This window comes from Mycobacterium sp. MAA66 (assembly GCF_041261665.1).
Lineage (GTDB): Bacteria > Actinomycetota > Actinomycetes > Mycobacteriales > Mycobacteriaceae > Mycobacterium.
Genome location: NZ_JBGCCC010000010.1, coordinates 29098 through 48219 on the forward strand (window position 1 = coordinate 29098; position 19122 = coordinate 48219).

The following is a 19122-nucleotide window of genomic DNA, read 5'->3' on the forward strand; positions in this document are numbered from 1 at the left end:
CCGGACAGTCTGCCAGCCGCCCGGCCGCATCCGTTCGGCGGCACTGCGACAACGGCCACACAGCGCACTGCCAGTCACTACATTGGCGGGCATGCGCGTGGTGCGACTGCTCTGGCTGGCGATGTCGGTTCTGTTGGCCGGAACACTGTTGACGCCCATTGCGGCGGCCGCACCTCCGATGAGGTTGGCCGATTACGTGACCGACACCTCCGGTGCCTTGAATCCCGCACAACGCGCCGAGGTGAACCAGGCTGTCGAGCAGTTGTACAGGCAGCGGCACCTCCGGCTGTGGGTGGTCTACGTCGACACCTTCTCCGGGTCCGACGGCCGGCAGTGGGCGCAAAGCACCTGGCACAGAAGCGATCTGGGTGAGAGTGATGCCATCCTCGCGGTCGCCACCAAGGACCGGGGCTATGCCTTACTGGTACCGACCGCATCCGCCACGGGCGTCGATGTGGATCGGTTGCGTCGCAACGTCGTCGAACCCAAACTGCACGACGGCGACTGGGCCGGTGCGGCGGTCGCTGCGGCCGAGGGCCTGCGCTCGCCTGGCTCCACCATCAATTGGGCGGGACTGATCGGCGCATTGGCCGCCATCGGCGTCGCGTTGGTCGGCCTGATCTGGTGGACCCGACGACGTCGACGCCAGCGCCGCGCCGCCGAACTGGCCGCGGCCCGTCAGGTCGACGTCACTGATGCCGATGCACTCGCCGCCATGCCGTTGGACACCTTGGAGGACCTGTCCAAGTCGATCGTGGTCGAGGTCGACAACGCCGTACGCACCAGCGACAACGAACTCGCCCTGGCCGTGGGCGAGTTCGGCGAACACGACACCGCGCCGTTCAGCGCCGCGGTACGCGACGCGAAAGCCGCGATGGCGCAGGCATTCACCGTCCGACAGACCCTTGATGACGCCATACCCGAAACCCCGCAACAGCGTCGCGACCTGTTGACCCAGGTGGTGGTGTCCGCCGGTCGTGCCGACAAGGAGCTGGAAAACCAGCGGGCGGCGTTCCACCAACTCCGCGACCTGGTGATCAATGCCCCGACCCGACTCGACTCACTGACCCAGCAGATGGTCGCGTTGACGGCCCGGATCGACCCGTCGCAGCAGACCTTGGCCGGGCTACACGGCCAGTTCACCGAGACGGCGCTGGCATCGGTGGCCGGCAACGTGGACGCCGCCAAGGAACGGCTGGCGTTCGCCGACCAGAACATCGCCGCGGCACGGACACTGGTCAGCAAGCCGGCCGACAGCCAGGCCGGCTTGGTCGATTCGATCCGAGCCGCCGAGTTGGCGCTCGGCCAGGCCCAGCAGATGCTGGACGCCGTTTCCAGCGCGGCGTCGGACATCAATCACGCGGTGGCCACGTTGCCCGCGGCAATAGCCGATATCCGCGGCGGCATCGACGCCGCCGCCCAAGTTCCCGCCGGCCCCCACACTCCGGAGCTGACCGCGGCGCGTGACGTTGCGGTACAAGCGGTTTCGTCGGCCCAGGCTTCCGGCGCCGCCGATCCGCTGGGCGCCTTCACCGGACTCTCCGCCGCTGACGCCGCCCTGGACAAACTGCTCGCGACCATTGCCGAGGAGACGGCCGCGGCCAAGCGCCTACGCCAGTCCTACGACCAGGCGTTGATGGTCGCCCAGTCTCGGGTCCGCGGGGTGTCCGACTTCATCGACACCCGACGCGGCAGCGTCGGGCCCGAGGCCCGCACGCGGCTGGCCGAGGCCCGGCGCCATCTCGATGCGGCCCAGGCTGCGGTTGCCACCGATGTGCCCGGCGCCATCGGCCACGCCAACGCGGCTGCTGATCTGGCCGCGCGGGCCCAGTCGCAGGCCGACGAGGATGTGCGTGCCGCGCAGCGCACCCACGTCGGCAACACCGGGTCCGGCACCGGCGCGGAGTTGGGCGGCATCATCATCGGCGGCATCCTGTCCGGAGCCATGCGCGAAGGCCGGCGCGGCGGGTACGGCGGCCGCGGGGGCCCGACGTCATACGGCGGGTCGGGTCGTTCCAGCGGATCCGGTGACGGATTCTCCGGCGGCGGCGGCCGGTTCTAACAGCCCTTGAGGCGGACCGCGAGGTAATCGCTGACCGCGTCGATGGCGACCCGCTCCTGCGTCATCGCGTCACGTTCCCGGATGGTCACCGCGTGGTCTTCCAAGGAGTCGAAGTCCACGGTGATGCAGTACGGCGTACCGATCTCGTCCTGGCGACGGTAGCGGCGGCCGATTGCGCCGGCGTCGTCGAACTCGACGTTCCACGACTGCCGCAGTTCGGCAGCCAAGTCCCGGGCCTTCGGCGACAGGTCGGCGTTGCGCGACAGCGGCAACACAGCGGCCTTGACCGGAGCCAATCGCGGGTCGAGCTTGAGCACAGTGCGCTTGTCCACGCCGCCCTTGGCGTTGGGTGCCTCGTCTTCGTGGTACGAGTCGACCAGGAACGCCATCAGCGAACGGGTCAGGCCGGCTGCCGGCTCGATCACGTACGGCACATAGCGGGTGTCGGTGCCCTGGTCGTAGAACGACAGGTCGACGCCGGAATGCTCTGAGTGCGTGGACAAGTCGAAGTTGGTGCGGTTGGCGATGCCCTCCAGCTCACCCCACGGGTTGCCGGCGAAGCCGAACTTGTACTCGATATCGGTGGTGCCGGCGCTGTAGTGCGACAACTTCTCCAACGGGTGCTCGTACAGCCGCAGGTTCTCCGGGTTGATGCCCAGGTCGATGTACCACTGCAGCCGGGTGTCGATCCAGTACTTGTGCCACTCCGGCGCAGTCGACGGCTCGACGAAGAACTCCATCTCCATCTGTTCGAACTCGCGGGTGCGGAAGATGAAGTTGCCAGGGGTGATCTCGTTACGGAAGCTCTTGCCGATCTGGCCGATGCCGAATGGCGGCTTCTTGCGCGCAGTGGTGACCACGTTGGCGAAGTTCACGAAGATGCCCTGCGCGGTCTCCGGGCGCAGGAAGTGCAGACCCTCTTCGGACTCGATCGGGCCGAGGTAGGTCTTGAGCATCATGTTGAAGTCACGCGGCTCGGTCCACTGCCCCTTGGTGCCACAGTCCGGGCAGACGATCTCGCTCATCGGCACGTCGTCAGGGTTGCCGCCCTTCTTCAGCGCGACGGCCTCCTGCAGGTGGTCCTGGCGATGCCGCTTGTGACAGTTCAGGCACTCGACCAGCGGGTCGTTGAACACCGCGACGTGGCCGGAGGCCACCCACACCTGGCGCGGCAGGATGATCGCGCTGTCCAGGCCGACGACATCGTCCCGGCTGGTGATGACGGACCGCCACCACTGGCGCTTGATGTTCTCCTTGAGCTCGACACCCAATGGCCCGTAGTCCCACGCCGACTTGGTGCCGCCGTAGATTTCGCCGGACTGGAAGACCAGACCACGGCGTTTGGCCAGGTTGGCAACGGTGTCGATGATGGACGCCACGATGTCGAGCACTCCTGTGTCAGGTGGGATGCAACCCGAACAGCGTAATGGCGCGGCATTCGGTGAGGAACTTCGCGTCCGCTCCGACCGACTACGCGGGAATACCGAACCTTTGACATGCGCAACCATGCATGGAAAGCTAATTGAAAATAGTTTCCAATAACGTGGAAGGATACGTGAGTGCACACCGCCGCCGCCACCCACGACGAGTCCGGCCATCAACATCGCGACGTCGCCTTCCCGCCGGTTCCGCTTCGCGAAACCCTGGACGCGGCCGGCGATCTGTTACGCGCCCTGGCCGCCCCGGTGCGCATCGCCATTGTGCTGCAGCTCCGCGAATCCGCCTGCTGCGTACACGAACTCGTCGACGCACTCGAGCTGCCGCAACCATTGGTCAGCCAGCACCTGCGAATCCTCAAGGCCGCCGGGGTGGTGGTCGGCGAGCGGACCGGCCGCGAAGTGCACTACCGCCTGGTCGATGACCATCTCACGGAGATCGTCGTTGCCGCGGTCGCGCACGCCGGCGAGGGGCACCGATGACGGGCGTCATCCGGTCCACCAAACAGCGCACCGCGATCGCCGCACTGCTGGACACCATCACCGAATTCCGCTCGGCCCAGGAGTTGCACGACGAACTGCGCCGCCGCGGCGAGGGCATCGGCCTGACCACCGTCTACCGGACGCTGCAGTCGATGGCCGCCGCCGGTCAGGTCGACAGCCTGCGTACCGATACCGGCGAATCTCTCTACCGGCGGTGCTCCGAGCAGCATCATCACCACCATCTGGTGTGCCGCCACTGCGGCGCCACCGTGGAGGTCGCGGGCCCCGAGGTCGAAGCCTGGGCCACGGAAATCGCTGCATCCCACGGCTTTACCGACGTCAGTCACACCATCGAGATCTTCGGTGTGTGTGGGGGCTGCGGCAAGGTCGGCTGACGCCGACGCCGGAGCACCGGGAATGCGCGCAGATCGCGACACTGACCGCGCACTCCCGCGTTGCCATGTCAGAGCTTTCGCTTACAGACCCAATCCAACACCGCATCAGCAGTCAACGGCGCCAGCTCGATACTCCCGGGCGCACCCGGATCAATCCATCGCATCTCGGCGATCTCAGCGGCCGCCTGCGGCATGCCGTCGATGTGAGCCACGAACAGTTCGGCGTCCACGGTGTGGCCCGGTTCGTTGGCCGCCACCGCACTGTGCCGCCCGAGCCAGCGAGGCGCCACGACGTCGACACCGAGTTCTTCACGAACCTCGCGAGCGAGCGCATCCGCCGGCGACTCCCCTGGCTCGATCTTGCCGCCGGGCTGCATGAACGCCGTCGTCCCGCGCTTGCGCACCACCAGCAGTCGACCGGCGTCATCGAGCACCACGGCCGCCACGATCCGGATGACGGTCACGACGTCAGGTCAGCCCGCACATCTAGGCCCATGGACAACACCAGCATGATCAGCGTCTGCAACGGGGCATCGGCGAGTCCGGCGGCCGGGAAGTTGTACCGCAACATCACGTCGGCCTTGCCTGCCGACCGCTCCGCCAGCACCACGGTGCCCAGCATGGTGCAACCGGCGTGTTCGATCACCCGGTCACGAATGCTGTTGTCCAGCTTGAGATCCCAGGCCAGCGGCTGGGTCAGCGAGACCATCTGCAGGCCGTCGGCGATATCCACCACCCGCAGGGACGCCACCGTCCCGCCGTGCGTGACGGTCAGCGCGTCGTCGTCTTCGACGACGGTCATCACCTCGCCGAGCACCGCGGCCAAACGCTGTAACTCCATCAGGCGCGTCCAAACCTTCTGTTCCGGTTGACGTATTCCTCGCACGCCGCCCACAGATCCCGGCGGTCGTAGTCCGGCCAAAGCTTGTCCTGGAACACGTATTCGGCGTATGCGGCCTGCCAGAGCATGAAATTGCTGGCCCGCTGCTCGCCCGATGTCCTGATGAACAGGTCGACATCGGGGATGTCGGCGCGGTGCAGGTGCTTGGCCAAGGATGCCTCGGTGATCCGGTTCGGGTTGATCTTGCCGTCGACCGCTTCTTCGGCGAGTTGCCTTGCCGCCTCGACGATCTCGGTGCGCCCGCCGTAGTTCACGCAGTAGTTGACCGTGATGACGTCGTTGCCGACCGTCATCTGCTCGGCGATGTCGAACTCCTTGATGACGCTGCTCCACATACGTGGCCGCGACCCGACCCAGCGCATGTTGACGCCCATCGCGTTGAGATTCTCCCGGCGCCGACGCACCACCTCACGGTTGAAGCCCATGAGGAAGCGCACCTCCTCGGTACTGCGCTTCCAGTTCTCGGTGGAGAACGCGTACACCGACAGATGCTTGATACCCAGTTCGATGGCACCGCAGGTGATGTCGATCAGCACCGCCTCACCCATCTTGTGGCCTTCGGTCCGCCCGAGCCCGCGCTGAGTGGCCCAGCGTCCGTTGCCGTCCATGACGACCGCGACGTGGTTGGGCACCTGGCCGGCCGGGATATGCGGGGCAGCGGCCTTGGACGGATGCTGCGGCGGCCGGGCGAAGCGGCCGTTGCTGTTCGGTGGGAGTTCCGGAAAGACCACCGGCCAGGTCGAGGTGTCAGGGAACACCGGGTAGTCGTCAGGCGCTGGAGGCAGCTGTGGGTAGCTGATCTTGCGCGCCCGGTTGAGTGCCATGGGCAATATCCTGCCTGAACACCGTCGCGCGCTGGCTGGCGACTGCGTTATCCGTCCGATGACGCGCTGTCTGCTCTTCGCGCAAGCGCTCATCGCCCCGCTCGACCAGCGGCAACGTCCGCAGCCGACGCTCCAGGTGCCACTGCAGATGCGCGGCCACCAGACCGCTGGCCTGGCTGCGGTGAGACGTCGATGAGGCCTGCGCGAACTCCCAGTCCCCGTCGTGCAGGGCTGCCATCAGGTCGAGTACGGCCTGTGGCGGAGTGGCCGAGCCGGACGGCCGGCAGTGCACGCACACGCTGCCGCCGGCAGCCACATGGAACGCCCGGTGCGGACCGGGCGCGGCGCAGCGGGCGCATTCGGTGATCGCCGGCGCCCATCCGGCGATCCCCATGGCGCGCAGCAGATATGCGTCGAGTACCAGTTCCCGGGGGCGGGTGCCGTCGGCCACTGCCCGCAGCGCCCCGATGGTGAGCCGGTGCAGCGCAGGTACCGGGTTACGTTCCTCACCGGCCAGTCGTTCAGCGGTTTCCAGGATGGCGCATCCGCAGGTGTAACGGCCGTAGTCACTGACGATGTCGACGGCGAACGCATCGATGGCCTGCACCTGGGTGACGATGTCCAGGTTGCGGCCGGGATGCAGCTGCACGTCGATGTGGGCGAACGGCTCCAGCCGGGAGCCGAACTTGCTGCGGGTACGCCGCACACCCTTGGCCACCGCCCGCACCAACCCGTTCTCGCGAGTCAGCAGGGTTACGATCCGGTCGGCCTCGCCGAGCTTGTGCTGGCGCAGCACAACCGCTCGATCTCGGTACAACCGCATCTCATCATTGTCACATCACCGGCCGACAACCCCGGTTAGGCAACGCCGGGAATCCCTCCGATCTATCCTCTATATCGCCATGGTCGAGCAAACCCCCACGCCCCGGTTCCTCACCTTGACTCAGCAGCTGTACCGGCTCGCCAGCGGCGCCACGACATCTCGGCAGCTCACCCAACAGTCGCTCGACGCCATCGCCGCCAGCCAATCCAAGCTGAATGCGTTCCGGGTGGTCTTCACCGAACGCGCACTTGCCGACGCAGACGAGGCGGACCGCAAACTCGCTGCCGGACAACAACTTCCACTCCTGGGCGCGCCGATCGCGATCAAAGATGACGTCGATGTCGCCGGGGTGCCCACGCGCTTCGGCACATGCGGACCGGTTCGGCCGGCCGCTGAGGACTCCGAGGTGGTGCGGCGGCTGCGGGCGGCCGGGGCGGTCATCGTCGGCAAGACCAACACCTGCGAGCTCGGTCAATGGCCGTTCACCAGCGGCCCCGGCTTCGGCCACACCCGAAATCCGTGGTCTGCCAACCACACCCCGGGAGGTTCATCGGGCGGCAGCGCCGCGGCGGTGGCGGCCGGACTGGTCGCCGGCGCCATCGGGTCCGACGGCGCCGGCAGCGTACGGATCCCGGCGGCCTGGACCCACCTGGTGGGCATCAAGCCACAGCGCGGACGCATCTCGACCTGGCCGCTGCCCGAGGCGTTCAACGGCATCACCGTCAACGGGGTACTGGCCCGCACCGTCGCCGACGCGGCACTGCTGCTCGACGCGGTGTCCGGCAATGTCGACGGTGACCTGCACAAACCACCGCCGATCAACGCCGCGGAGGCGGTAGGGGAAGCGACGGGCCCGCTGCGAATTGCGCTGTCCACCAAGTTCCCGTTCACCCTCTTCCGGGCCCGGTTGCATCCGGAAATCGACGCGGCGCTGAAGACCGTTGCAGAACAACTCGAAGAACTCGGGCACACCGTCCAGCCGGCCGATCCGAACTACGGGGTGCGACTGTCGTGGGACTTCCTGGCCCGCTCCACCGCCGGCATCGCGCAGTGGCGTTCGCGGCTCGGACCAGGCGTCACCTTGGACAAACGCACCGCGAGCAATATGCGTACCGGATGGTTGTTGTCCCAGAACGCATTACGCGATGCGCGCCGGCGCGAGGCCGACAGTGCGCGTCGGGTGGGTTGGATCTTCAACCTGGCTGACGTAGTGCTCGCCCCCACCACCGCATTGCCGCCGCCCCGGCTCTATGCGTTCGACGGCCTGAGCCCCACCGCCACTGATCGCGCCATCATCGAAGCCTGCCCGGTGTGCTGGCCGTGGAATGCGTTGGGCTGGCCTTCGATCAACATCCCGGCCGGATTCACCTCGGACGGTCTGCCGATCGGTGTGCAGCTGATGGGCCCCGAGGGCAGCGAGCCACTGTTGATCTCGTTGGCGGCCAGCCTGGAAGCCATCGGTGGCTGGGCCGGCAAGCAACCCGCCCGCTGGTGGAAGTAGGCGTCAAAAGCCCAGTTTGCCAAGCTGTTTGGGGTCACGCTGCCAGTTCTTGGCGATCTTGACCCGCAGGTCCAGGTACACCTTGGTGCCCAGCAGCTTCTCGATCTGCGTCCGCGCGGACGTGCCGACCTCGCGCAGTCGCGACCCACCCTTGCCGATCACGATGCCCTTCTGGCTGTCGCGTTCGACGTAGATGATGGCGTGCACGTCGACCATCTCACCCTGCTCGGGGGTGCGGCCCTCTCGGTCGCTGATCTCGTCGATCACCACGGCCAACGAGTGCGGCAATTCGTCGCGCACACCTTCCAGCGCGGCTTCGCGGATGAACTCCGCCATCAGCACTTCTTCGGGCTCATCGGTCAATTCACCGTCCGGGTAGAACGCCGGGCCGGGCGGCAGTTTTCCGGCCAGCACGTCGATCAGCACGTCGACCTGCTCCCCCTTGACCGCTGACACCGGAACGATCTCGGCAGTGTCGCCGGTGAGCTCGGTGACCGCCAGCAGTTGCGCGGCCACTCGATCCCGCGGGACCTTGTCGGTCTTGGTGACCACCACCAGCAGCGTGGTTCTCGGTGCGACAGTGCGGATCTGCTGATAGATCCACCGGTCACCCGGGCCGATGTTCTCGTCAGCCGGAATGCACAAGCAGATGACGTCGACCTCGGAGTAGGTGTCCTTGACCAGTTCGTTGAGCCGCTGTCCGAGCAATGTGCGCGGGCGGTGCAGACCGGGAGTGTCGACCAGGATGATCTGAAACTCTTCACGGTGCACGATGCCGCGGATGGTGTGCCGGGTGGTTTGCGGCCGGTTCGAGGTGATGGCCACCTTGGAACCGACCAGCGCATTGGTCAAGGTGGACTTGCCGGTATTGGGCCGGCCCACCAAACACACAAAGCCGGAATGGAATTCGGGCTCACTCATCGTCGTCCCCTTCAGTTTCGGCCGGCGGCTCGATCGGTGTCACCAGTGCAGTCCCGATGCGGATCCGGCCACGGTTGTCCCGGCCGCCCTCGGCGCGCAGGCGCAGAGTCACCGGATCGGGCGAATGAAGCGACGGGAAGGACACCTGTATCTCGGCCCCGGGCAATGGAACCCGGCCGAGTTGATGGGCGATCAGGCCACCGACGGTGTCCATGTCCAGGTCGTCGTCGAGCTCCAGGTCGTACAACTCGGCCAAGTCCTCCAACGGCAACCGCGTCGACACCCGATAGCGGTGGTCGCCCAATTCCTCGATCGGCAGCACCTCATCGGTGTCGTACTCGTCGGCGATCTCCCCGACGATCTCCTCCAGCACGTCTTCGATGGTCACCAGCCCGGCGATCGCGCCGTATTCATCGACCAGCAGCGCCATGTGATTGTGAGTGCGCTGCATCTCGCTGAGCAGGGCGTCGAGAGGCTTGGAGTCCGGCATGAACACCGCAGGCCGCATCATCTCGGTGACCTTGCCGCTGCGTCCGTCATTGCTGGAGTAATAGGTCTGCTGCACAAGGTCTTTGAGGTAGACCACGCCGAGCACGTCATCGACGTTCTCGCCGATCACCGGGATCCGGGAGTAGCCGCTGCGCACCGCCAGCGACGTCGCCTGCCCGGCGGTCTTGTCGTCCTCGATCCACACCATCTCGGTGCGCGGCACCATCACCTCGCGGGCCGGGGTGTCACCGAGTTCGAACACCGACTTGATCATCCGACGCTCGTCGTCGGCCACCACGCCGCGCTGCTGGGCCAGGTCGACGACCTCCAACAGCTCGATTTCCGAGGCGAACGGGCCGTTGCGGAAACCACGACCTGGGGTCAGTGCGTTACCGATCAGCACCAGCAGACGGCTGATCGGCGTCAGCAGGACCGAAATCGCCTGCAGCGGAAGCGCTGCCAAGAGCGAGATGGAATAGGCGTTCTGCCGCCCAATGGTTCGCGGCCCGACGCCGATGGCCACGAAGCTGACCACCACCATGGTCGCGGCCGCGGCCAGCAGCGCCCAGCCTCGGCTCAGCAGCCCGTCGAGGTAGTCGACCAGCAGCACCGTGGCCGCCGTCTCGCAGGCGATACGAAGCAGCACAACCAGATTGACGTACCGGGGGCGTTCATGGATGACCCGGGCCAGCCGCACCGCACCCGGGCGCTCGTCGCGTACCAGTTCATCGACACGGGCAATGGACACCGTGCTGATGGCGGCGTCGATCGCTGCGAGCAATCCGCCGAGGCCGATCAGTGCAAGGGCGCCGATCAGCGGCGTCAGTCCGGTCACGACTCGTCGAAGTACCGCGACTTGTCCAGCAGCCGACGATCTTTCTCGCTCTGCCGGTCCTGGTGATATGCCTGCACCTGATCGGCCACCCACTCTTCGAGTAGTTGACGCTGCAGGGCGAACATCTCTTTCTCCTCGTCGGGCTCGGCGTGGTCGTAGCCCAACAGGTGCAGCACCCCGTGCACGGTCAGCAGCGCCAGCTCGTGGCCCAATGAATGTCCGGCTGTCTCAGCCTGTTTGGCGGCGAATTCCGGGCACAGCACGATGTCACCGAGCATCGATGGCCCCGGATCCGGAGCATCCGGCCGTCCGCCGGGCTCCAATTCGTCCATCGGGAAGCTCATCACATCTGTGGGACCGGGCAGGTCCATCCACCGCATGTGCAGGTCGGCCATGGCCGCGGTGTCCAACAACACCATCGACAGTTCGGCAGCCGGGTTCACGTCCATCTTGGCGATGACGAACCGCGCCACGCTGATCAGCTCGTCCTCGGAAACCTCGACGCCCGACTCGTTGGATACCTCGATGCTCACCCGGTCACCGCCTCGTCCGGCCGGTTGCGCGACGATGCGAGCGGTTGGCCAAACCATGCTCGCCAAGTTTGGCCTCGGCGGCTTCATAGGCATCGACGATCTCTGAAACCAGCTTGTGACGCACCACATCTGCACTGGTGAGTTCGGCGATGTGAATGTCCTCGATGCCCTCGAGCACCTCGATGGCGGCCCGCAGTCCCGACCGCGCCCCTCCGGGCAGGTCGACCTGGGTGGCGTCGCCGGTGACGACGATCTTGGTCCCAAAACCCAAGCGGGTCAGGAACATCTTCATCTGTTCGGCCGTGGTGTTCTGCGCTTCGTCGAGGATGACAAAAGCGTCGTTCAACGTCCTGCCCCGCATGAAAGCCAGCGGCGCAACCTCGATCACCCCGGCCGCCATCAGCTTGGGGATCATCTCGGCGTCCATCATGTCGTGCAGCGCGTCGTAGAGGGGCCGCAGATACGGATCGATTTTCTCGTTGAGCGTGCCCGGCAGGAAGCCCAACCGTTCTCCGGCCTCGACCGCCGGTCGGGTCAGGATGATCCGGCTGACCTGTTTGGTCTGTAATGCGTTGACCGCCTTGGCCATTGCCAGATAGGTCTTGCCGGTGCCGGCCGGGCCGATGCCGAACACGATGGTGTGTTCGTCGATCGCGTCGACGTACCGCTTCTGGTTGAGCGTCTTGGGCCGAATGGTCTTGCCGCGCCGCGACAGGATGTCCAGGCTCAGCACCTCGGCCGGCGACTGCGCAACGGGCCCGGTGAGCATGCCCACGCTGCGGCGGATGGCATCCGGGGTGAGCGACTGGCCAGCGCCGACGATCGCGAGCAGCTCACCGATGGCTCGCTCCGCCAGTGCCACGTCGGCCGGCGTGCCGGCCAGCGACACCGCGTTGCCGCGGACATGGATATCGGCGCTCAGCAGGGCTTCGAGCGCACGCAGATTCTCGTCGGCTGACCCGAGCAGGCCGACCACCAGGTCAGGCGGAACTTCAATGCTGCTTCGGACCGAAGAACCGGGTGCATCGGGCGCAGCGGCGCGCAACGGCGCTGCGTTCGTCTCGCGGGGGGTCACGTGCTGTTCGCTGCCTGCTTCCTGGGGTTGGATTGGCGCTGCTCAGTCTACCGCCGGTGGGCTGGCACGCCCAATGCGTCGGCCACACGACAAAGGGGCGCCGATTCCGGCGCCCCTTCTCGGTTTGATGCTGGTCAGCGGCTGTGCCGCACGCTGGTGTCCACCTGAGGCACGCTGGCCCCGTGGTGAATCTGGTCGAGCCACGACAGGTGGTCGACGCCAGTGGGTGCTACAACCATCGACGTCGGCTTGACCTGAACGCTCGCGAACGCCGGGGCAGCAAATGCCATCCCACTGACAACCACACCGCCGGCCAACATCGCAGCAACACCCATGTTCTTCATTTTCGATTCCCCTTTGATTCCGTGCCACCGGGAGATAAATCCGTCTGCCCGGCCAGACACCAAGTGTCAACACGTCGTCGCCGAGAAATATTCCGGTAACACAACACGACCGGCTGTCGGTGCCGCAGCGGCTTCCCCTGGGCCACTTGAAAATTGGTGTGAACCACGCCACTTATGCGCTGTGGGGCCCGAATTCAGCAGGCGAGGGCCGCACGGGAGTTTCTGGAGCGGTACCTACGCGGCCGAACCTGAACCGTCAGAGCTGCCAACGCCCGGTCAGCACACCGATGGCCCCTAACGCCACGGCCGCCGCGGTCGAGGTGCGCAACACCGACGGGCCCAACCGCACGGCGACCGCACCGGCAGCGGTGAGCGCATCAAGCTCGGCATCACTGATGCCGCCCTCCGGACCCACGATCAAGGTCACCGAATCAGCCTGAGCCACTGGAATTTCCGCCAACGGAACGGTCGCCGATTCGTGTAGCACCAGCACCACACCGGTCAGCGATGCCACCAGTTCGGCGGTGGACACCGGACCGGAAACCGACGGCACCCACGGCCGCCGCGACTGCCGGGCCGCCGATCGCGCCACCGAACCCCAGCGGCGCAAACCCTTTTCAGTCTTCGTGCTGCCGTCCCAGCGGGCCACGCAACGTTCCGACTGCCAGGCCACGAAGGCGTCGGCACCAGCCTCGGTAGCCAATTCGATTGCCAGTTCCGATCGTTCGGACTTGGGCAGCGCCTGCACCACCGTCACCTGAGGATGCGCGGCAGGCACGTCCCGGCGGGAGATCACCCGCGCCGTCAGCCGACCCTTCACCACGTCGGTGATCTCGCAGTGCGCCACCGAGCCCGCGCCGTCGGAGATATCGAGTTCTTCCCCGGCCCGCAGTCGTCGTACCGCGGTGGCGTGGAACCCCTCGTCACCGTCGACGATCACCGTCATGCCGTCCCGCGGCAGCGAGTCGACGTAGAACAACGCCCGACTCACGATGAAAACTCAGCGGCCACTGAAGGTTTCGCGTAGCCGGCTGAACAGCCCGCCACCACCGGCGGTCGCCTGGGCGGAACGGACCTCCGTCACGTCACGCGCGCGCTGCTCCTTGAAACTGCGCAGCAGTTCGGTCTCGCGCGCATCGAGACGCGACGGCACCACCACGTCGATGTGGGCGTGCAGGTTGCCGCGCACACCTGAACGCAGGTGCGGCATGCCGCGGCCGCGCAGGCTGGCCACCGACCCCGGCTGAGTGCCGGGCGCGATGGTGATCTCGGTCGGCCCGTCCAAGATGGCGTCCACGGAAACCGTGGTGCCCAACGCTGCGTCGACCATCGGCACCGAAATGGTGCAGTGCAGGTCGTCGCCGTCGCGGACGAAGATGTCATGTTGTTGCTCATGGACCTCGACATAGAGGTCGCCGGCCGGACCACCGCCGGGACCGACCTCGCCCTGGGCCGCGAGTCGCACCCGCATGCCCTCGCCGACGCCGGCCGGGATCTTGACGCTGACCTCGCGGCGGGCCCGCACCCTGCCGTCGCCGCCGCATCGGTGGCACGGATCGGGGATCACCTCGCCGATACCGCCGCACACCGGGCACGGCCGCGACGTCATGACCTGGCCGAGCAACGAGCGCTGGACGGACTGCACCTCGCCCCGCCCGTGGCAGGTGTCACAGGTCGCCGGCCTGGAGTCACCGTGGGTGCCCCGGCCCTGACACAGGTCGCACAGGATCGCGGTGTCGACGGTGACCTGCTTGGTCACACCGGTCGCACACTCTTCCAGGTCGACGCGCATCCGCAGCAGCGAGTCAGAACCGGGACGCACCCGGCCGATCGGCCCGCGCGAGGTGGTGCCACCGCCGAAGAACGCCTCGAACACGTCGCCAAGCCCGCCGAATCCGGCGAAGCCGCCCGCCCCGGCACCGCCGCCGCTGTTCTCCAGCGGGTCACCGCCGAGGTCGACGATGCGCCGCTTCTCCGGGTCGCTGAGCACCTCGTAGGCCGTGCTGATCTCCGCGAAGCGGGTCTGTGCCCCTTCGTCGGGGTTGACGTCGGGGTGCAGTTCCCGGGCCAGCCTGCGGTAGGCCTTCTTGATCTCCGAGTCACTGGCGCCCTTGCTCACGCCGAGCAGGCCATAGTAATCGCGTGCCACGCCTAAATCCTTGTCTAACCTGTTGAAACCGCGGAGCTACCGCGTGCCCAAGACTTCACCGATGTACATCGCCACTGCCGCAACGTTGGCGATGGTTCCCGGATAGTCCATCCGGGTCGGACCCACCACACCCATGCCGCCGTAAATCTTGCCCAAGCTGCCATAGGTGGTGGTCACCACCGATGTCCCCGCCATCTGCTCGGCCTCCGTTTCCTGGCCGATGCGTACGGTGACTTTACCTGCCTCCTGCTGAGCTGCCAGCAATCGCAGCACCACCACCTGCTCTTCGAGGGCTTCGAGCACCGAACGCAGCGACCCGCCGAAATCGGCGGTGTTGCGGGTCAGGTTGGCGGTACCGCCGAGCACCAGGCGTTCCTCGTGGTGTTCGACCAGGGTCTCGACCAACACTGTCGCGGCCCGTCCGACCGCATCACCCAATCCCCCGCGGCCATCGAACTGCGACGCCAGGTCGGCCACCGCGATCGAGGCCGCCGACAGCGGCTTACCCTCCAGCGCACCGCCGAGTTGCTGGCGCAGCTGGGCCAGTTCGTGTTCGCCGATCGCATCCCCGAGCTCGACCATCCGCTGATCAACCCGGCCCGAGTCGGTGATGACCACCAGCAGCAGCCGGGCCGGGGTCAACGCGACAACCTCCAGGTGCCGCACTGACGAGGTGGACAGCGTCGGGTACTGGACGATCGCGACCTGCCGAGTCAGCTGGGCCAGCAATCGCACGGCGCGGCGCAGCACGTCGTCGAGGTCGACACCATCCTCCAGGAACTGCAGGATGGCGCGTCGTTCGCCAGAGGACAGCGGCTTGACATCGTCGAGCCGGTCGACGAATTCGCGGTAGCCCTTCTCCGTCGGCACCCGCCCTGAGCTGGTGTGCGGCTGGGTGATGTAGCCCTCGGCTTCCAGCACCGCCATGTCATTACGCACGGTGGCGCTGGAAACACCGAGGTTGTGGCGCTCGACGAGGGCCTTGGAGCCGATCGGCTCTTTGGTGGACACGAAGTCGGCGACAATGGCGCGCAGCACCGCAAAACGACGGTCGTCGGCACTACCCATGGCTCACCTCCGTAGTTGCCGCCAGTTTACGGGCTGGCCGGTGGCGCTAACCTCAACACATGGGTTCGTCGACGGGGGCGGGTTGACGCATGATCTTCAAGGGCGTACGCGAGGGTAAACCGTATCCGGAACACGGGCTGACCCACCGGCAATGGGCGCAGATCCCGCCGCGGCAGCTGCGGCTCGACGAGTTGGTGACGACGACGGCCGTGCTCGCCCTGGATCGGCTGCTGTCCGAGGACTCGACGTTCTATGGCGATCTGTTTCCGCACGCGGTGAAATGGAACGGCGACATCTACCTGGAAGACGGTCTGCACCGGGCGGTGCGGGCCGCACTGCGCAACCGGGTGGTGCTGCATGCCCGGGTGTACGACATGGGATTGCCGTTGGAGCAGCAGACGTCGGCGTCCCCGGGGTTCGGTCGCTAGCGCTATTTCTGGTCGGCAGGCAGCCGGCAGCCGGTGAACCCGGTGACCACAAGATTTCCGGAATACGCGACGTTGACCGCCAATCCGGCAGGACCATAAAAGCCGACGTCGTGATTGCCCGGTTGGTCTTTCATCGCCTGGAAGTCTGTGGCGTCGAGCTTGGCAGCCGCGGACTTTGCAATACCTTGGATACTCGCCCACTGGTCCTCGGATATCGGCACGCGAACCGCGCCGACATGCGGCAGAAAATAGGACCTGCCTTCGGACTGCTCGTACGGATGGTCACAGGTGTTGCCCGAACCGTCGCTCAGTGTTTCCCACCTCGCGTCAGGTATCAGTTGACTGACCGCCGCCGTGATCTGATCCATCGCGGCCTGTACAGCAATCTTGGTGTCCTCCAACGACGGTAGTGATTTGAGCTCGTCGGCAGACTTGGCGGCAACCGACGGCGGCGTGGGTTCATGTGGATTGTTCACGTGGCATCCTGACGCGACTAGTACAAGAACGGTTGCGGCGGCCGACACCAGCGCGCTGCACCGTCGGTTCGGGTGACTCGTCATCTGTGTTCTCAATTCTGCTCGACCGGTTTGAGACCGGCGACGACGGCGGCGATGTTGTAGTTGGTCGTCCGTAGCCCACCTCCGTCGGTCGTACGCGGGTAGTCGCTGTGACCATGCGCCTCCGCCAGGTCGAGAAAACCGCCCCGCCCGTCCGGCACCGTGGCCGCACCGGTGGCGAGGTGCGTGAAGTTGGGATTTGTCGCCGGGTTCGGACCGAAGTGCCCGGCCCCGGTGAGATCCCCGACGGCCAACGCTCCTTCCGCGACGTTGTTCAGGCCGAACGGTAAGAACGGCGCCAGCGCATGAGCTATCGGAGGAGCGTCATAGACCTGCTGGATCGGGTCGTCGGGGGTCTCCATGGTGAACACGTGGCCGGGCTGCAGATGAAGCTGCTGCGGTGTCGTGGCTTCGATACCCGGCGAACCGTAGAACAACGCCCGTGATACCCCGTGATCGCCAGGTTCCTGCAACGCCAATCCGGTGGTCAACGAGCCATAGGAATGCCCGATAGCGGTCAGATCCGCCGGCCCACCGTGATGAGCAGCCTGGATACCGTCATAGAACCCAGCGAGGTCATGGGCACCGGCCTTGGCGATGTCGTCGTGGCTCACCCCCCACAGACCGGCGGCGGACGCGCCGAGTTGATCCCACCCGGGGACCTGAGGCGGGTCGTACCCCATCCAGGCAATCGCAGACACACTGTCGTGCTCATGGCCGGGAGTGCTCTGCAACTGCCGAAGAGCGACATCCCGAAGACTGGTTGCCTCCCCCACCATGTCTTTGAGACCACCATGCACGTTGGAATTCAGACCTGGCGCACTGACCGATACATGTGTGGCCGTGTCCGGATCACCGACCGCGACCGCGGCCCGGGCCTGCTTGCCGGTGTGGGTGTCGAGCACCATCAACTTCCGATCCGGGCTCACCCCGACCGTATCGCTGACCGCCTTCAGATCAGGCAGGTACTTGGCGCCGTTCTGGGCGTCGTCCCACTGTTTCTTCCACGCTTGATACTGCTTGTCCATCCCCGGGAAGCGCGTCATCGGTACCGCGCCGTTGGCCCAGTCCGGGTGTTGTGCCCGCAGCGCGTCGAGGCGGGCCTGTGCAGCCTGGGCCGCGGACAACTCGGTGGCGAGGGTTTGCCGGTTGTAATGATCGCGGTCGACCGCGGGCATCCCGTTGCTGTTACCGATCGCATTGTTCTTGCTGTACAACAGATCTCGCTCGGCCGGGGTGAGCTCAGCCCACAACTGAGCGAACTCTTCGGGATCTGACGGCAGCTGGCCGTCGAGTGCCTTGAGTACCTCGGGCCTGGTCTCGGCGGGCACATCCGGCGACGGCGGTGCGCCGTCGTCCTTCAATGTCTTCGAAGCCTCAGCCAATACGCCGGTATATGTCGTGCGGTACCCCTGGATCTCACCGCCGGCATTCTGGACGAACTCGACAGCCAGACCTTTGGCCACCTTCAGCACATTCCGTGCCATCGTCGGGTCGGTGGCCATGAGACGATCCGCGGCATCCATCTGCTCATCGACCGCATGCAACTGCTTCTCCAAAGCCGCGATCTCGGAATCGGCATCACGCTGAGCCTTCGCCAACGCCGCCGCAATCTGCTCATACTTGGTGGCAATCGCCCGCAACTGGTCACGATGGGCTCCCACCGACGCCGTGATCCGCTGCACCTCACCGGACTCATCAATCGGACTGCGCGATCCATCCGACACCCACGCATCACGAAACTGCTTGCGCGCATGGCCAAAATCACTATCGACCTCGCCGGCGACGGTGCCCGCGCGGTGAATCCCATCGGCGATCGCATCGATCTTGCCCGGATCACCCACCTGCAGCGACTGATCTATCTGCCACGGATCGACCCCCGCTTCACCGGCCAATTCAGCACGAGTGAAGTGCTTGAACTCCCCCACCAGCTGCCCCTACGCCCGATCAGCCGGGCATCTGTCGATCGATCGACTCCCCCGACGTGTCGTCGGCGTCGGTGAACGCCTTGGCGGCGTCCTGCCCCTTGCCCGACAGCCTCGACAACTCGTCCCGGTGACCGGTGAACTTCTGCACATGGTGCTCATGCACCTGCGCCGCTACCGCGTGAAAACCATGCGCCGCATCGAAATCCCCGAAGATCCGGGATTCGATCGACACCCCCTGCAACACCTCTGCACCCGAGGCCGCCGACGTCGCCGCATCATCACAGCGGCCGGCACCGGCAGCCAAACCTTCAGGCGAGACAAACAAGCTCTGACCAGCCATAGAGACATGCTACCCACCACCGTGGCCAGT

21 protein-coding genes are annotated in these 19122 nt (G+C 66.1%); 5 read left to right on the top strand and 16 right to left on the bottom strand.

Going from position 1 to position 19122, the window contains the following annotated elements; translation table 11 throughout:
• Positions 1-91: 91 nt before the first annotated feature.
• On the top strand, positions 92-2062 hold the full coding sequence (locus tag ABIA30_RS22415) for a YgcG family protein (RefSeq protein WP_370069486.1): 1971 nt from the start codon (positions 92-94) through the stop codon (positions 2060-2062).
• Here the strand turns inward: ABIA30_RS22415 and ABIA30_RS22420 are convergent.
• The gene (locus tag ABIA30_RS22420) at positions 2059-3441 is read right to left on the bottom strand and encodes a glycine--tRNA ligase (protein ID WP_370069488.1); all 1383 of its coding nucleotides are present in this window, start codon (positions 3439-3441) and stop codon (positions 2059-2061) included. The two genes, ABIA30_RS22415 and ABIA30_RS22420, sit on opposite strands and share 4 nt — an antisense overlap.
• 180 nt (positions 3442-3621) lie before the next feature.
• Here ABIA30_RS22420 and ABIA30_RS22425 point away from each other — a divergent pair, with 180 nt between their 5' ends.
• Positions 3622-3981, top strand: coding sequence for an ArsR/SmtB family transcription factor (locus ABIA30_RS22425; protein WP_370069490.1), 360 nt, complete (start codon positions 3622-3624; stop codon positions 3979-3981).
• Complete coding sequence (locus ABIA30_RS22430) at positions 3978-4376, top strand: Fur family transcriptional regulator (protein ID WP_370069492.1); 399 nt, start codon at positions 3978-3980, stop codon at positions 4374-4376. The genes ABIA30_RS22425 and ABIA30_RS22430 overlap by 4 nt, the downstream gene beginning before the upstream one ends.
• A gap of 68 nt (positions 4377-4444) precedes the next feature.
• On the opposite strand, the gene ABIA30_RS22435 is transcribed toward ABIA30_RS22430, so the two are convergent.
• From ABIA30_RS22435 to recO, 4 genes are read right to left on the bottom strand one after another with little or no spacing between them, the layout of a single operon-like run.
• Positions 4445-4840, bottom strand: coding sequence for an NUDIX domain-containing protein (locus tag ABIA30_RS22435; protein ID WP_370069494.1), 396 nt, complete (start codon positions 4838-4840; stop codon positions 4445-4447).
• The gene (locus tag ABIA30_RS22440; protein ID WP_370069496.1) at positions 4837-5217 is read right to left on the bottom strand and encodes a hypothetical protein; all 381 of its coding nucleotides are present in this window, start codon (positions 5215-5217) and stop codon (positions 4837-4839) included. The genes ABIA30_RS22435 and ABIA30_RS22440 overlap by 4 nt, the downstream gene beginning before the upstream one ends.
• A complete protein-coding gene (locus ABIA30_RS22445; RefSeq protein WP_370069498.1) occupies positions 5217-6101 on the bottom strand; it encodes a decaprenyl diphosphate synthase in 885 nt (294 codons plus the stop codon). The genes ABIA30_RS22440 and ABIA30_RS22445 overlap by 1 nt, the downstream gene beginning before the upstream one ends.
• Positions 6046-6924, bottom strand: a complete 879-nt coding sequence (gene recO, locus ABIA30_RS22450; protein WP_370069500.1) for a DNA repair protein RecO — start codon at positions 6922-6924, stop codon at positions 6046-6048. The genes ABIA30_RS22445 and recO overlap by 56 nt, the downstream gene beginning before the upstream one ends.
• Before the next feature lie 79 nt (positions 6925-7003).
• Here recO and ABIA30_RS22455 point away from each other — a divergent pair, with 79 nt between their 5' ends.
• On the top strand, positions 7004-8425 hold the full coding sequence (locus ABIA30_RS22455; protein ID WP_370069502.1) for an amidase: 1422 nt from the start codon (positions 7004-7006) through the stop codon (positions 8423-8425).
• Positions 8426-8428: 3 nt separating this feature from the next.
• On the opposite strand, the gene era is transcribed toward ABIA30_RS22455, so the two are convergent.
• From era to hrcA, 8 genes are all read right to left on the bottom strand, one after another.
• Entirely contained in the window at positions 8429-9346 is a 918-nt protein-coding gene (gene era / locus ABIA30_RS22460; protein ID WP_370069504.1) for a GTPase Era, read from the bottom strand.
• On the bottom strand, positions 9339-10670 hold the full coding sequence (locus ABIA30_RS22465) for a hemolysin family protein (protein WP_370069506.1): 1332 nt from the start codon (positions 10668-10670) through the stop codon (positions 9339-9341). Before ABIA30_RS22465 ends, era begins: the two co-directional genes overlap by 8 nt.
• A complete protein-coding gene (gene ybeY, locus ABIA30_RS22470; RefSeq protein ID WP_370069508.1) occupies positions 10667-11203 on the bottom strand; it encodes an rRNA maturation RNase YbeY in 537 nt (178 codons plus the stop codon). Before ybeY ends, ABIA30_RS22465 begins: the two co-directional genes overlap by 4 nt.
• Before the next feature lie 4 nt (positions 11204-11207).
• The gene (locus ABIA30_RS22475; RefSeq protein ID WP_370069510.1) at positions 11208-12278 is read right to left on the bottom strand and encodes a PhoH family protein; all 1071 of its coding nucleotides are present in this window, start codon (positions 12276-12278) and stop codon (positions 11208-11210) included.
• Positions 12279-12412: 134 nt separating this feature from the next.
• Complete coding sequence (locus ABIA30_RS22480) at positions 12413-12622, bottom strand: hypothetical protein (protein WP_370069512.1); 210 nt, start codon at positions 12620-12622, stop codon at positions 12413-12415.
• A 256-nt stretch (positions 12623-12878) separates the two neighbouring features.
• Positions 12879-13613, bottom strand: coding sequence for a 16S rRNA (uracil(1498)-N(3))-methyltransferase (locus tag ABIA30_RS22485; RefSeq protein ID WP_370069513.1), 735 nt, complete (start codon positions 13611-13613; stop codon positions 12879-12881).
• Positions 13614-13622: 9 nt separating this feature from the next.
• Positions 13623-14771 carry a molecular chaperone DnaJ gene (gene dnaJ, locus ABIA30_RS22490; protein ID WP_370069514.1) on the bottom strand — a complete coding sequence of 383 codons (1149 nt, stop codon included), beginning with the start codon at positions 14769-14771 and terminating at the stop codon, positions 13623-13625.
• Positions 14772-14807: 36 nt separating this feature from the next.
• Entirely contained in the window at positions 14808-15839 is a 1032-nt protein-coding gene (gene hrcA / locus ABIA30_RS22495) for a heat-inducible transcriptional repressor HrcA (RefSeq protein WP_370069515.1), read from the bottom strand.
• Between the two features lie 89 nt (positions 15840-15928).
• Between hrcA and ABIA30_RS22500 the strand changes: the two genes are divergently transcribed.
• Positions 15929-16267 carry a type II toxin-antitoxin system VapB family antitoxin gene (locus tag ABIA30_RS22500; RefSeq protein ID WP_370069517.1) on the top strand — a complete coding sequence of 113 codons (339 nt, stop codon included), beginning with the start codon at positions 15929-15931 and terminating at the stop codon, positions 16265-16267.
• Positions 16268-16269: 2 nt separating this feature from the next.
• Here the strand turns inward: ABIA30_RS22500 and ABIA30_RS22505 are convergent, their stop codons facing one another.
• From ABIA30_RS22505 to ABIA30_RS22515, 3 genes are all read right to left on the bottom strand, one after another.
• Positions 16270-16743 (bottom strand): LppA family lipoprotein, encoded by a 474-nt coding sequence (locus ABIA30_RS22505; RefSeq protein WP_370069519.1) that lies wholly within the window; start codon positions 16741-16743, stop codon positions 16270-16272.
• 92 nt (positions 16744-16835) lie between these two features.
• Positions 16836-18752 carry an alpha/beta hydrolase gene (locus ABIA30_RS22510; protein WP_370069521.1) on the bottom strand — a complete coding sequence of 639 codons (1917 nt, stop codon included), beginning with the start codon at positions 18750-18752 and terminating at the stop codon, positions 16836-16838.
• Positions 18753-18771: 19 nt separating this feature from the next.
• Entirely contained in the window at positions 18772-19092 is a 321-nt protein-coding gene (locus ABIA30_RS22515) for a DUF2563 family protein (protein WP_370069523.1), read from the bottom strand.
• Between the last annotated feature and the right edge of the window lie 30 nt (positions 19093-19122).

Excerpts from the sequence above, each read along its gene's own strand:
- ABIA30_RS22415 (WP_370069486.1), top strand. The coding sequence starts at position 92 with ATGCGCGTGGTGCGACTGCTCTGGCTGGCGATGTCGGTTCTGTTGGCC.
- ABIA30_RS22430 (WP_370069492.1), top strand. The coding sequence starts at position 3,978 with ATGACGGGCGTCATCCGGTCCACCAAACAGCGCACCGCGATCGCCGCA.
- ABIA30_RS22440 (WP_370069496.1), bottom strand. The coding sequence starts at position 5,217 with ATGGAGTTACAGCGTTTGGCCGCGGTGCTCGGCGAGGTGATGACCGTC.
- ABIA30_RS22445 (WP_370069498.1), bottom strand. The coding sequence starts at position 6,101 with ATGGCACTCAACCGGGCGCGCAAGATCAGCTACCCACAGCTGCCTCCA.
- recO (WP_370069500.1), bottom strand. The coding sequence starts at position 6,924 with ATGCGGTTGTACCGAGATCGAGCGGTTGTGCTGCGCCAGCACAAGCTC.
- ABIA30_RS22455 (WP_370069502.1), top strand. The coding sequence starts at position 7,004 with ATGGTCGAGCAAACCCCCACGCCCCGGTTCCTCACCTTGACTCAGCAG.
- era (WP_370069504.1), bottom strand. The coding sequence starts at position 9,346 with ATGAGTGAGCCCGAATTCCATTCCGGCTTTGTGTGTTTGGTGGGCCGG.
- ABIA30_RS22480 (WP_370069512.1), bottom strand. The coding sequence starts at position 12,622 with ATGAAGAACATGGGTGTTGCTGCGATGTTGGCCGGCGGTGTGGTTGTC.
- hrcA (WP_370069515.1), bottom strand. The coding sequence starts at position 15,839 with ATGGGTAGTGCCGACGACCGTCGTTTTGCGGTGCTGCGCGCCATTGTC.
- ABIA30_RS22500 (WP_370069517.1), top strand. The coding sequence starts at position 15,929 with ATGATCTTCAAGGGCGTACGCGAGGGTAAACCGTATCCGGAACACGGG.
- ABIA30_RS22515 (WP_370069523.1), bottom strand. The coding sequence starts at position 19,092 with ATGGCTGGTCAGAGCTTGTTTGTCTCGCCTGAAGGTTTGGCTGCCGGT.